The 13,078-nt window shown below is 60.9% G+C and carries 9 protein-coding genes and 1 riboswitch; of the genes, 2 read left to right on the top strand and 7 right to left on the bottom strand.

The annotated features are described in order from the left end of the window. Positions 1 to 6: 6 nt before the first annotated feature. Positions 7 to 669 (bottom strand): amino acid ABC transporter permease, encoded by a 663-nt coding sequence (locus tag ACYSTU_RS25725; RefSeq protein ID WP_499002417.1) that lies wholly within the window; start codon positions 667 to 669, stop codon positions 7 to 9. A 51-nt stretch (positions 670 to 720) separates the two neighbouring features. Beyond that, on the bottom strand, positions 721 to 1,569 hold the full coding sequence (locus ACYSTU_RS25730; RefSeq protein ID WP_125916108.1) for a transporter substrate-binding protein: 849 nt from the start codon (positions 1,567 to 1,569) through the stop codon (positions 721 to 723). Positions 1,570 to 2,029: 460 nt separating this feature from the next. Here ACYSTU_RS25730 and ACYSTU_RS25735 point away from each other — a divergent pair, with 460 nt between their 5' ends. Together ACYSTU_RS25735 and ACYSTU_RS25740 are read left to right on the top strand one after the other, a co-directional pair. Continuing rightward, positions 2,030 to 2,461, top strand: a complete 432-nt coding sequence (locus tag ACYSTU_RS25735) for a thioredoxin family protein (RefSeq protein WP_499002420.1) — start codon at positions 2,030 to 2,032, stop codon at positions 2,459 to 2,461. Between the two features lie 115 nt (positions 2,462 to 2,576). Beyond that, entirely contained in the window at positions 2,577 to 3,653 is a 1,077-nt protein-coding gene (locus ACYSTU_RS25740; RefSeq protein ID WP_264365061.1) for a GGDEF domain-containing protein, read from the top strand. A 35-nt stretch (positions 3,654 to 3,688) separates the two neighbouring features. Here ACYSTU_RS25740 and ACYSTU_RS25745 read toward each other — a convergent pair whose 3' ends face one another. The 5 genes from ACYSTU_RS25745 to cobW form a co-directional block, all read right to left on the bottom strand. Next, the gene (locus ACYSTU_RS25745) at positions 3,689 to 5,248 is read right to left on the bottom strand and encodes a TerC family protein (protein ID WP_136493506.1); all 1,560 of its coding nucleotides are present in this window, start codon (positions 5,246 to 5,248) and stop codon (positions 3,689 to 3,691) included. Positions 5,249 to 5,605: 357 nt separating this feature from the next. Beyond that, positions 5,606 to 6,298 (bottom strand): vWA domain-containing protein, encoded by a 693-nt coding sequence (locus ACYSTU_RS25750; protein WP_499002436.1) that lies wholly within the window; start codon positions 6,296 to 6,298, stop codon positions 5,606 to 5,608. After that, complete coding sequence (locus ACYSTU_RS25755) at positions 6,271 to 7,281, bottom strand: magnesium chelatase ATPase subunit I (protein ID WP_499002424.1); 1,011 nt, start codon at positions 7,279 to 7,281, stop codon at positions 6,271 to 6,273. Before ACYSTU_RS25755 ends, ACYSTU_RS25750 begins: the two co-directional genes overlap by 28 nt. Positions 7,282 to 7,505: 224 nt before the next feature. Beyond that, the gene (gene cobN / locus ACYSTU_RS25760; RefSeq protein WP_499002427.1) at positions 7,506 to 11,354 is read right to left on the bottom strand and encodes a cobaltochelatase subunit CobN; all 3,849 of its coding nucleotides are present in this window, start codon (positions 11,352 to 11,354) and stop codon (positions 7,506 to 7,508) included. 3 nt (positions 11,355 to 11,357) lie between these two features. Beyond that, on the bottom strand, positions 11,358 to 12,422 hold the full coding sequence (gene cobW / locus ACYSTU_RS25765) for a cobalamin biosynthesis protein CobW (RefSeq protein ID WP_499002429.1): 1,065 nt from the start codon (positions 12,420 to 12,422) through the stop codon (positions 11,358 to 11,360). Positions 12,423 to 12,521: 99 nt separating this feature from the next. Further along, a riboswitch (cobalamin riboswitch) is annotated at positions 12,522 to 12,733 on the bottom strand. Positions 12,734 to 13,078: the final 345 nt, after the last annotated feature.

Genomic DNA, 13,078 nt, shown 5'->3' on the forward strand with positions numbered 1-13,078 from the left:
AGCCTCCTATCGGCGGATCGCCAGACGCTGCTCGAGGTAACGCAGCAGCATGGCAATGAGGTAACAGGTCGCGACATACAACGCCGTGGTCACCAGCCAGGTTTCGATCACCCGGTAGCTCTCGACGTTGATCTTGCGCGCGTAATAGGTCAGCTCCGGCACCGCAATCGCAGCGGCAAGCGAGGTGTCCTTGAACAGCGAAATGAAGTTGTTCGACAGCGCCGGCAACACGTTGCGCAGCATCACGGGCACGGTGACGTAAGCCTTGACCTGCCATTCACCGAGACCGATTGCCAGCCCGGCTTCGCGCTGGCCTTTGGGAATGCTCAGCAAGCCGCCACGGAAGACTTCGGTCAGGTACGCGCCGGCATACAGCGACAGCGTGATGATGAACGAAGGAATCTTGTCCAGACGAATGCCAAGGCTGGGCAGTGCAAAGTAGATCAACAGAATCAACACCAGGATCGGCGTGTTACGCACTACCGTGACGTACACCGAGGCCAACACCCGCAAGGCGCGATGTTTGGAGAGCAAGGCAAACGCCATCAGCAGGCCGATCACGCAGCCGATGGCGATCGACACCAGCGCCAGCTGCAAGCCCAGACCGAGCCCCGCCAGCAAGGTGTCGAAATCGCGCCACACGGCGGCAAAGTTCAACTGATAGTTCATGGTCAGCAGTACCTTGAGCGGGGCGATTTGACTCGCCCCACTCTCACGGGATCATTTGAATTCGACTGGGAAACCGATGGCTGGAGATGGCAGATCAACACCGAACCATTGTTTGAACGAAGCGGCGTAGGTCGGGAACTCAACTCCGGTCATGGCTTCATGCAGCGCGGTGTTGACGAAGTTCAGCCAGTCCTGATCGCCACGTTTGACGGCGCAAGCGTAAGTCTGCGGGCTCCAGGCGTAGCTCGGGCTGCGGTAGCGGCCAGGGTTCTGCACCATCAGGTATTTGACCGACGACTGATCGGTGGCGGCGGCATCGGCGCGACCGGAGTTCACGGCCTGGTACATCAGGTCAACGCTGTCGTACTGATCGACTTTGGCCTTGGGCAATGCCTGATGCACCAGTTCTTCGGCGTAGACGTTCTGCAGCACCGCAACGGTGACGTCATCGCCCGCCGCCTGCAGGTCTTCGATTTCCTTGTACTTGCTGCTGTTCGGCAACAGCAGGCCAACACCTTCGCGGTAGTACGGCAAGGTGAACGCGACTTGCTGGGCACGGCTGGCGGTGACGGTGATGAACTGGCAGCTCATGTCGACCTTGTCGGTGAGCAGATTGGGAATCCGCGCATCGGACGACTGCACCACGAACTCGACTTTGCTCGGGTCGTTGAACAGCCCTTTGGCCACGATCCTGGCGATGTCGATATCAAAACCCTGCAACTTGCCGTCCGCGCCCTGAAAGTGCCACGGCGCATTGGTGCTGCCGGTGCCCACGATCAACTTGCCACGGGCGAGAACACTGTCGAGCTTGCTGTCGGCAGCCTGGGCCAGGCCCATGACCGAGGAAGAAGCTGCAAGAACAAAAACACACGCTTTGAACAACGAAGGACGGCGATGCATGGCAAGCACTCCAGAATTGTGTTTATTCCGCTATAACGGAACACGGTTTGTTACTACGGAATAGACAGCAGAAAGTGTGCCACAGGAATCAGGAGAAATCTGTAGTCGTATTGAATGCTTTGTTAATCAAGGAGATATGGACTTGCGGACCAATTGATCGGTCCGACCCAATACGCAGAAAGGTCCCTGCGATCACTAGTGAAAGGGGTGATTCGTTCCCAACTTGGGTCAGATGGCGTCGTGATGGTGCGAATCAGGGTTACAGTTGAGCAAGACCCGGTATCAGCGCTTTAGCGCCTGCCTGTAGACATCACCACCCTGCCGTTTCCCGACGGCTATCACCGTCACGACAGCACTTCTCGTGTTGACGCACCCCACCTGTAATTTCTGACAGTAGACCGCGACACCTCTGCTCCTTTAACGTCAAGGAGCCTACCCGCTCGTTGAAAAGGACCCTTCGATGAACGCCACAAACACAACTTCCGCGCTGGACCCGGTTTACCGCAAAGCCCTGAAAACCTGGCGTCCGGTCATTCTGTATTTCGCCAATGATCACTGCCCCGCCTGCGAATGGGCCGGGCCGGTCTTTCGGCAGATTGCCGAGCCTTACCGACTGCGCGCCAACATCTATATGCTCAACACCAGCCAATCGCCCAAGCACCCGAACGTCACGGGCACGCCAACAGTGCTGTTCTATAAAAACGGCAGGCTGCTGAAAAAGCTCAAAGGTATCGGCACCGAGGAAACCCTGGCGAGGGATATGGTCCGGCATGTCGGCAGGACAAAGGCTCCCGCAACGCCACGCAAACCTCACCATGATCTGGCATGGCTGCGGCGCACGCTCAGGTCATTGCGCACCGTCACTGGTTCGCGCCACCGGCTTCTGCGCTGAACCCGACCGGGATTGGACAATCCGCGGTCCGCCTGCTTTGCTGTTGAGCGAACACATTGCGCGCCGCCCGCCGGTTCGGGTGGTTGCCAGGATCGGCGCAGACAGCGGGATAAGCATGTTCGAAACCATTGAAGCGCAAGCGTTGAAGGAAACCGCGTCTAACGAGTTGAGGGAAGAGTTTCTCCAGCGCGAGTTCGAACGGCTCAAACCGTTCAGCCTGTTGATCTATGTGGTCAGCATTTTCATGTGGCTGCTGTTTGATCTGATCGTCAGTTTTCTCGGCGGCCAAGGCTTCACGTGGCGCTCGATGGCGTTTCTCGCTGGTTTCGCGCTGTTGACGGTGGTGCTCGGTTTTACGCGCAGGGCTAGCCATTTCGATGTGCTCACCCTGTTGCTGGTCCTGGGATTGACCGTCGGTGTGCGAATGATCGTCGACGGCCTCGCGCCTGCTTCGCACAGCTTGTGGCTGGTCTTGGCAGCAGCAAGCATGTTGTACAGCGTGTCGGTACTGCCGCTGCGGCGCTGGGCGTTCTTTGCGGTACAAGTTGTGATCTGGGTGATCCTCAACCCGTTTCTCGCCACCACTACCGAGATCACTGAACTGCGCGGCGTCCTGACTGCCTGCTACAGCGTGTTTCTCTGCGCACTCACGGTGTACACCTTTTTGAAGTTTCGTGAGGCCAAGCTGAACAACTACCTGATGTCGCGGCTGCTGCTGGATCAGGCCTATAACGACCCGCTGACGCAGATTCCCAACCGACGCTCGTTCATGACCCACGCAGGGCAACGGCTGCTGGCAAGCCCGCGCGAGCGCGATCATTACCTGATGATGATCGACATCGACAACTTCAAGAAGGTCAACGACACCTACGGGCATGACATCGGTGATGAGGTGCTCATTCGCGTCGCTGCCGATATCAAGGCAGTGATGGTTGCGTTTGACTACGCGCGTATGGGCGGTGAGGAGTTCGCGATCTATCTGGCGGGAGTGCGGCGCGAAGATGTTGAAAGCCTTGCCACGCAACTGTGCCAGTCAGTGCGTGAACAGCCCACCCGGCACCCGGTCACCATCAGCATCGGCATTACCCGGGTGGCTGAGGGTGACTCATTGAATCAGGCGCTGATCAAGGCGGATGCGGCGTTGTACGAATCAAAGCATACGGGCAAGGACCGCTTTACGTTTCATCAGTAACAAGCGCAGCGACCGCTGCGCCATTCCGCGAATGCTCAAGCCACCTCACGCTCCAGCAACACCCGCGTCACCCGTCGCTCTTCAACCGCTTTGACGGTCAATTGCCAGCCCTCGTATTCCAGTCGATCGCCGGTCATCGGCAACCGATCCAGCAGACTCATGACCAACCCGGCCATGGTCTGATAATCCTCGGTCGGTTCGGCATCGAAGCCGGTACGCTGGCGAACGCGAGCCAAGGGCAGCGCGCCGCTGACCAGAAACCCGCCGCGCTCTTCGACCACATCAGGGCCTTCGATTTCACTGGCATCGGGCAACTCACCGGCGATCGATTCGAGGATGTCGGTCATGGTCAATACGCCGACGAAATCGCCAAACTCATTGACCACGAAGGCGATGTGCGTCGATGCCGCGCGCATCTGCTCCAGGGCATTGAGGATCGAATAACTGTCGAGCAGATTGACGGTCTTGCGTGCCAGATGCTCCAGGTTCGGCTCATTGCCGGCCAGATACTCCTTGAGCAATTCCTTCTTGTGTACGAAGCCAAGCGGCTCGTCCACCGCGCCATCGCGAATCAGCGGCAAGCGTGAATACGACGAATGCATCAACTTCGTGCGAATGGTTTCGGCGTCATCGGCAAGATCAATCAGGTCAACGTCGGCGCGCACCGTCATCAGGTTGCGAATCGGCCGCTCCGCCAGTTGCAGCACACCGCTGATCATCACCCGCTCACGACGGTCGAACAGCTCGGCCACCGGCGCTTCACCGTTGTCCAGCAGGTCGGAGATTTCCTCACCAACCTCCTCCGCCGCCAGCTTGCGGCCACCGAGCAGACGCATCACCGCATGGGCTGTGCGCTCGCGCATCGGGCGCACGCCCTGCATCGAACGTTTGCGCCGAGCCCGGGCGATCTGGTTGAAGACTTCGATGAGGATCGAGAAACCGATGGCGGCGTACAGGTAACCTTTCGGGATATGGAAGCCCAGACCTTCTGCGGTCAGGGCAAAACCGATCATCATCAGGAAGCCCAGACACAGCATGATCACGGTCGGATGTGCGTTGACGAAGCGGGTCAGCGGCTTGCTGGCAACGATCATCAGGCCGATGGAAATGATCACGGCGATCATCATCACCGCCAGTTCATCGACCATGCCCACGGCGGTAATCACCGCGTCGAGAGAGAACACCGCGTCGAGCACCACAATCTGCGCCACGATTGGCCAGAACAGCGCGTAGGTTGTGTTGGTCGAGCGCTCGCCGACATGTCCTTCGAGCCGCTCATGCAACTCCATCGTCGCCTTGAACAACAGGAACACGCCACCGAACAGCATGATCAGATCACGACCGGAGAAGCTCTTGCCGAACACCTCGAACAACGGCTGCGTGAGCGTAACCAGCCAGGAAATGCTCGCCAACAGGCCCAGGCGCATGATCAACGCCAGCGACAGGCCGATGATCCGCGCGCGATCGCGCTGATGCGGCGGCAGTTTGTCGGCAAGAATTGCGATGAACACCAGGTTGTCGATACCCAGTACCAGTTCCAGCACGATCAGAGTCAACAGGCCTAACCAGGCTGTGGGATCCGCTAACCATTCCATAAAACGTCTCGATCTCTCTTCAGTGAATTCAGGCGGCCGGACACGGCGAAGTGCAACGCGAAAGCTCAAGGGCCGCGTTATCAACCATAGTCGGGAGTCGGAAGACGGGGTGCTGCGAAAGGATCAAGACCGCGCGAAGGCGTGCTGGAGAGTGCTGACTGGGAGGCTCCGAGAGGGTGTTCATGTAGATCCTGAATGAAAAATGGCCTTCGAGCGTACAGCGTCGACCGACCTGCTCCACAGCGGTAAATCATTTCAAAATCTGTATGAATGACCTTGATCGCAGACTTTCAGCGTTGCTGAAGAAGCCTTCGCGAGCAGGCTCGCTCCCACAGGGTGCGAGCGGTGCGGCGGATTTCAGCGCAAACCCAGCTCATCGATATGCTGATACTGCGCTTGCAGCGCGGTCGCCAGATCCTTCGCCCGGCCCAGTCGAATCGGCCCGCGCTCAATGTCGATCAGCAATCCCGGACACGCCAGCACTGGCAACGCCGACAGTTCTTTCACGCGACCATCGGTCACGATCAGGCAGCGTTGCTGTTCGGCAGAAAAGCGCTTGCGTCGCAGCGTCAGCCATTGCTGCGCCTGCTCCAGTGCCGCGAGCAACGGCGTGCCGCCACCGGCGCCCAGACCGTCGAGCCAGACGCCCAGGCCGCTTGAGGCCTTCAAGCCTTGCACCTGCCATTTCGGCACAGAACCACTGGCGGTCAGCAACGCCAGCCGCGCCCGCTGGCGATAAGCATCGTCGAACAGCTGCGCGAGCAGGCCCTTGGCATCGCTCAAGGCCTGATGGCGACGGGTCGAGGCCGATGCGTCGACGATCACCAGCCAGATTTCATGGGGCGCGCGGGTGCGCTGTTGAAACAACAGATCAGCGCGGCGCTGAGGGCGGCCATTGAGCAGTGTGCCCGGCCAGTTCACCGATCCGCTGCCGGCCGCATGCCGTTGGCCCTGGCGGCCATTGTCGAGTTGTCCGGCGCGGGGCTTGGCATTCGCCCCCGCGTTGGATCGGGGGCGAATGCCTAGGGCTTTTTTGCCTGTGGCGGCCAGCTCGGAACTTCGCGGCGGGCACCGGTGGCTTGCGCCGTTGCCGGCATCTCGCCCCACTGGCCCTGGCCTTCGCCGGATTTGCTGTCAGTGCCTGAGGGAGATTGCGCTTGTGATTGGGCGCTGGATGAAGGGTGTTCGCGACGGCGATGGCGCAGGGCAAATTCGGCCACCGCGTCGATGTCCTCTTCAGCAATCGCATCCGCCCCACGCCACGCCGCATGGGCGCGAGCCGCGCGCAACCAGACCAGATCGGCACGCAAGCCATCGACGCCAGCAGCGAAACAACGCTCGGTAATCAACGCCAATGCCGCGTCATCCAGTGGAATGGCTGCCAAGCGCTCGCGGGCGCTTTCACAGCGCGAACGCAGGATTTGTTGCTCGCTCGCCCACTGCGCGCAGAACCCTTTTGGATCGCTGTCGAAATCCAGCCGTCGGCGAATGATCTGTCCGCGTTCGGCGGGCGCGGTGTGGCCGCTGAGGGCAACGTTCAAGCCGAAGCGGTCAAGCAGTTGCGGCCGCAGTTCGCCCTCTTCCGGGTTCATGGTGCCGATCAGAACGAATTTGGCCGAATGCCGATGGGAAATGCCGTCACGCTCGATCAGGTTGGTACCGCTGGCGGCGACATCGAGCAGCAGGTCGACCAAGTGGTCGGGCAGCAGATTGACCTCATCGACATAGAGCACGCCACCGTCAGCCTTGGCCAGAACACCGGGCGAAAACTGCGCGCGACCGTCGCTCAGGGCAGCATCGAGGTCGAGGGTGCCGACCAGCCGCTCTTCGGTAGCGCCCAACGGCAAAGTGACAAACTGGCCGCTGGCGAGCAGATCCGCCAGGCCCCGCGCCAGCGTCGACTTGGCCATGCCGCGCGGACCTTCGATGAGTACGCCGCCGATTTTCGGGTCGATGGCGGTCAGGCACAGGGCGAGCTTCAGGTCATCGGCGCCGACCACGGCGGAGAGTGGGAAATGCGGGGTGTCGGTCATTTGGGTTTTCCCTTTCGTGGTCTTTGGTGTGCTTGAGTTTTAGTGGCGTGTCAGTTGGGTGGCCCTCACCCTAACCCTCTCCCAGAGGGAGAGGGAACTGATCTGGGTGTTCTTGCAAGTTGCGCCGACCTGAATTATCGAGTTGAACTCAGGCCTCAAAACCAACATAAATCGGCCCCCTCTCCCTCCGGGAGAGGGCTGGGGTGAGGGTAGCTTTTTAGCGGCTACATATCTTCCTCGATATCCAACAGCAAATTCTCCAGCGCCTCTTTATAAGCACCAGGCTCCTGCCACATCCCGCGCTGCTGCGCTTCGAGCATGCGTTCGGTCATGTCGCGCAACGCGTGCGGATTATGTTCACGAACAAAATCCCGGGTCGCCGGATCAAGCAAATATGCCTCCGCCAGCAACGCGTACTGATGGTCATCGATCAGCTGCGTAGTCGCATCGAAGGCGAACAGATTATCAACCGTCGCTGCCAATTCGAACGCGCCTTTGTAGCCGTGACGCTTGATTCCGTCGATCCACTTCGGATTCGCCGCGCGCGAGCGCACCACGCGGTTCAACTCTTCCTTCAGGGTACGAATCTTCGGCAGATCCGGCTGGCTGTGATCGCCGTGATAACTGGCCGCGGCTTCGCCGCGCAGCGTCTCCACCGCAGCGAGCATGCCGCCCTGGAACTGGTAGTAATCGTTGGAATCGAGCAGGTCATGCTCGCGGTTGTCCTGGTTCTGCAGAACTGCCTGCACTTGGCTCAGACGCTGACTGAACTGCGCGCGGGCAGCCGTGCCCTCGTCGGCGCCGCCGTAAGCGTAGGCGCCCCAGTTCAGGTAAACCTCGGCGAGGTCTTCGCGGGTCTGCCACAAACGCCCGTCGATGGCGCCTTGCACCCCGGCGCCATACGCCCCCGGTTTCGCGCCGAAGATGCGCCACCCGGCCTGACGCCGCGCGGTATCTTCATCGACGCCCGACTGCAACAGCGCCTGGCGTTCGGCACGCACCTTCGCGGCCAATGGGTTCAAGTCGTCCGGCTCGTCCAGCGCGGCCACCGCTTGCACGGCGGCGTCGAACAGGCGGATGAGGTTGGCAAACGCATCACGGAAAAACCCCGAAACCCGCAATGTCACATCGACCCGAGGACGATCGAGCAGACTCAGCGGCAGAATCTCGAAATCATCCACACGCTGACTGCCCGTGGCCCAGACCGGACGCACGCCCATCAACGCCATGGCCTGAGCGATGTCGTCGCCGCCGGTGCGCATGGTTGCGGTGCCCCACACGGACAAGCCGAGTTGGCGCAAGTGATCGCCGTGATCCTGCAAGTGTCGTTCGAGAATCAGCGTGGCGGACTGGAAACCGATGCGCCACGCAGTAGTTGTTGGCAGATTGCGCACGTCGACTGAATAGAAATTACGCCCGGTGGGCAGCACGTCGAGACGGCCACGGCTGGGCGCGCCGCTGGGGCCGGCGGGGACGAAACGACCGCTGAGGGCGTCAAGCAGACCGCGCATTTCGGCCGGGCCGCAAGCATCGAGGCGTGGGGCGACGACTTCGCGCAGATGCTCGAGTATCGAATCAACCTCCGCCCACCCCGGCCCTTGTGGGAGCGAGCCTGTTCGCGAAGGCGTCGGGTCAGATAATTGTTCTTTTACTGACACACCGCTTTCGCGAGCAGGCTCGCTTCCATAGGGGACATTGAGTGTTTGGGAGATCAGGTCTGCGGCAAACAATTCGAGGCGTTCGCGGGTGTCGCCGGCGGTGCGCCAGACTTCTTCGCTGATGGCCTGCAACTCGGGCGGACGCGGGCCGCTCCACGGATCGGCCAAGGCGCAATCCAGCGGATCAAAACCGAGATCAAACGCTTTAGCCAGTGCTCGCAGCAGACTCGACTGCGCGGCCTTGCCGTCACCGCGCGGGATGCGCAGCAACGCGAGCAAGGTGTCGATACGCAAGCGCCCGCTCGGCGATTCGCCAAAGATGTGCAACCCATCGCGAATCTGCGATTCCTTCAGGTCGCACAGATAAGTGTCCAGACGCGGCAACCAGATCGCCGCATCGGCATCGCTGTCCAGCGCTGCGTCCAGTTGCAGTTCGCGGTCGATCTGCGTGTCACGCACCAATTGCAGAATGTCGCGTTGCAACTCACGGGCGCGGCGCGGATCGAGCAGTTGCGCCTCGTAATACTCGTCGGCCAGCAGCTCCAGATTGCGCAGCGGCCCATAGGTTTCGGCGCGGGTCAGTGGCGGCATCAGGTGGTCGATGATCACCGCTTGCGTGCGGCGTTTGGCCTGAGCGCCCTCGCCCGGATCGTTGACGATAAACGGATAGATATTCGGCAGCGGCCCGAGCAGCGCGTCCGGCCAGCAATTCTCCGAAAGGCCGACGCCTTTGCCCGGCAACCATTCGAGATTGCCATGCTTGCCGACGTGGATCACGCCGTGGGCCCCGTAGGTGTTGCGCAACCAGAAATAGAACGCCAGATAACCGTGCGGCGGAACCAGATCCGGGTCGTGATACACCGCGCTCGGATCGACCTGATAACCCCGGGCCGGCTGGATGCCGACAAAAGTCAGACCGAAACGCAGACCGGCGATCATCAGGCGACCGTCGCGACACATCGGATCGTTTTGCGGCGCCCCCCAACGCTCGACTACCGCCGCGCGATTCGCTTCCGGCAACGCATTGAACATTGAAAGGTAATCGTCCATCGCCAGGCTCTGCTGGCACGGGCGCAAGTCGAGACTATCGAGGTCGTTGCTGACACCGCCGAGCAATTGCTGGATCAGCTCGGTGCCGCTGTCGGGCAACTCGGCCGTGATCGGATAACCTTCGGCACGCAATGCGCAGAGGATATTCAGCGCCGCCGCCGGCGTATCGAGGCCGACGCCATTGCCGATGCGGCCGTCGCGAGTCGGGTAGTTGGCGAGGATCAGCGCGATGCGTTTTTCGCCGTTCGGCACGTGTGCCAAAGCAACCCAACGCCGCGCCAGTTCGGCGACGAAATCCATGCGTGCGGGCTGGGCGCGGTAGCAGACCACATCGGACTGGCTGCGCTCGCTGCGCCAAGCCAGATCCTTGAAGCTGATCGGTCGGCTGATGATGCGCCCGTCAAGCTCCGGCAAAGCAATGTGCATCGCCAGATCACGCGGCCCGAGGCCCTGTTCGCTGTCGCGCCAGCCGGGCTCGTTGTCCTGGGCGCAGATCGCTTGAATCACCGGGATGTTGCGGCGAAACGGGCGCAGATGCGGTGCTTCGGGGCTCGACTGGGCAAAACCGGTGGTGTTGAGAATCACCCCCGCCTCGACTTCATCCAGCCAGTCCTCGACCACCGACAGACAACCGGGTTCTTTCAGACTGGCCACCGCGATCGGCAGCGGATTGACTCCGGCTGCCTGCAAACGCTGACAGAACACATCGATGAACGCCGTGTTCGCCGCCTGCAAATGCGAGCGATAAAACAACAGCGCCGCCACGGGTTGACCGGGTAGCCATTCGGCTTGCCAGTCACTCAGGGCAGCGTTGTTTTTCTGTGGGTGATAAATCGCCGTGCGCGGCAGGGTTTGCGGCTCGCTCCACGGGTAATCGCGGGCGAACCATTGGCTGCCCAGGCAACGGAAGAAATCCAGTGCATTGCCCATGCCGCCCTGACGCAGAAATTGCCAGAGTCGATCGCGTACTTCGGCGCTGACCGTGCTCAAGTCACTGAGCTCGGGGTCCGGGCGGTCATCGCCGGGCACCAGAATCAGTTGCACGCCGCGTTCGGACAACTCGACCAGCCGCTCGACACCGTAGCGCCAATAGGCGATGCCGCCGTGCAGTGAGATCAGAATGACCTTGGCGTGGCGCAGCACTTCGTCGACATACAGATCGACCGAGGCATGATTCTGCACCTGCATCGGGTTGGCCAGACGCAGGCTCGGGTAGTCATCGGGCAATTGCTGCGCGGCCTCGGCGAGCAGCGCCAGGCTGGAATCGCCGCTGCACAGGATCACCAGCTCGGCGGGGGTTTGTCCGAGATCGGCAATGTTGTCGTCCGAGACGAATCCGCCGGGCTGGGTCCTGAGCAGGTGCATGGCTTAAACGCTGAGCGCAGCGCGCAATTGCGCTTCGAGTTGTGCGGCATCGAGTTCCTGACCGATCAGCACCAGACGCGTGACGCGCGCTTCTTCGGCGCCCCACTGACGGTCGAAATGCTTGTCAAAACGCGTGCCCACCCCCTGGATCAACAGGCGCATCGGCTTGTTCGGAATCGCCGCGAAGCCTTTCACGCGCAGAATGCCGTGTTGCACCACGAGTTGCTTCAGCGCGTCGAGCAGCAGGCTTTCATCGGCTTGCGGCAGTTCGATTGAGATCGAATCGAAGGCGTCGTGATCGTGGTCGTCGTCATCACCGTCATGGTGGTGATCGTGGTGACTGTGGCGGCTGTCGATGTGCTCCTCGGAGCCGGCACCGAGGCCGATCAACACGTCGAGCGGCAGGCGGCCGTTGCTGGCTTCGATGATTTTTACCGCTGGCGGCAGCTCTTCGGCGACTTCAGCACGCACCCGAGCCAGATCTTCCGCGCTGGTCTGGTCGGCTTTGTTGAGGATGACCAGGTCAGCGCTGGCCAGTTGATCGGCGAACAGTTCATGCAGCGGCGACTCGTGATCAAGGTTCGGATCGAGTTTGCGCTGGGCATCGACCTGATCCGGGAACGCTGCGAAGGTGCCAGCAGCGACGGCCGGGCTGTCGACCACGGTGATCACCGCGTCAACGGTGCAGGCGCTACGGATTTCCGGCCACTGGAAGGCCTGCACCAACGGCTTTGGCAGGGCCAGGCCGGAGGTTTCGATAAGAATGTGATCAAGGTCACCGCGACGGGCGACCAGCTCGCGCATCACCGGAAAGAATTCTTCCTGCACCGTGCAGCACAGGCAGCCGTTGGCCAGTTCGTAAACACGGCCGCTGGCCTCTTCTTCGGTGCAGCCGATGGTGCATTGCTTGAGGATCTCACCATCAATGCCGAGCTCGCCAAACTCGTTGACGATCACCGCGATGCGCCGGCCCTGAGCGTTGTCGAGCATGTGCCGCAGCAGCGTGGTTTTGCCCGAACCGAGGAAACCGGTGACGATGGTGACGGGGAGTTTGGCCAGTGTTTTCATCGGTATGCCCTTTGGCAAGCGGCGGGCATACGGGACGAGAACCGGCAGCGCGCATGCACGCCGGAAGCATTCGCCACCGGATCACCCCGCCCGGTTGTAGTGAGAATCTGTGACGAGGCAGGTCTCCTGGCTGACGGCGTTCAGGCGCGAGACCTGGCGTTCATTGCGCCTTCCCGCTGGCTCATCGGTTGAGCTGGCAGTGGCGTGGCAACGAACATCACCGTTCACAGTTGCGGGGGCAGCCGCGGCTTTGACCGCGTTCCCTTCTTAGCTTCGGCGAGTGCCGAAGAACCTCGAAAGCGCAAGGCTACGCATGGGTCCGTCGTGGGTCAATGGTCGGTGAGTCTGAAACTGGGTGTATATCCGTTGCTGCGGTAACGGCTTCCTATGGTTTCGCTCTTACAGCGAGTCCCTTTTTCAAACGCCGGAGTGCCGGCACAGCAAAAAGAAACCAAAAGGCTTTGCCCCGGCGTACGGCCCGCTCGCTGGGGCTCGGGGTACCTTCGTTACGGGACCGATCCGGGCGCAGCCTGCTGAAGGGGCAAAAGATCAAAGCCAAAGCAAAAGCCAGATCTAGAGCCCCTCACCCTAGCCCTCTCCCCGAGGGAGAGGGGACTGACCGAGGTGTTTAGGCGAAATACGCCGACTTGCGTTAC

Source organism: Pseudomonas glycinis (genome assembly GCF_054871425.1).

Bases quoted from the DNA above. Each gene is read 5' to 3' on its own strand.
- ACYSTU_RS25725 (WP_499002417.1), bottom strand. From the start codon at position 669: ATGAACTATCAGTTGAACTTTGCCGCCGTGTGGCGCGATTTCGACACC.
- ACYSTU_RS25730 (WP_125916108.1), bottom strand. From the start codon at position 1,569: ATGCATCGCCGTCCTTCGTTGTTCAAAGCGTGTGTTTTTGTTCTTGCA.
- ACYSTU_RS25735 (WP_499002420.1), top strand. From the start codon at position 2,030: ATGAACGCCACAAACACAACTTCCGCGCTGGACCCGGTTTACCGCAAA.
- ACYSTU_RS25740 (WP_264365061.1), top strand. From the start codon at position 2,577: ATGTTCGAAACCATTGAAGCGCAAGCGTTGAAGGAAACCGCGTCTAAC.
- ACYSTU_RS25745 (WP_136493506.1), bottom strand. From the start codon at position 5,248: ATGGAATGGTTAGCGGATCCCACAGCCTGGTTAGGCCTGTTGACTCTG.
- ACYSTU_RS25755 (WP_499002424.1), bottom strand. From the start codon at position 7,281: ATGACCGACACCCCGCATTTCCCACTCTCCGCCGTGGTCGGCGCCGAT.
- cobN (WP_499002427.1), bottom strand. From the start codon at position 11,354: ATGCACCTGCTCAGGACCCAGCCCGGCGGATTCGTCTCGGACGACAAC.
- cobW (WP_499002429.1), bottom strand. From the start codon at position 12,422: ATGAAAACACTGGCCAAACTCCCCGTCACCATCGTCACCGGTTTCCTC.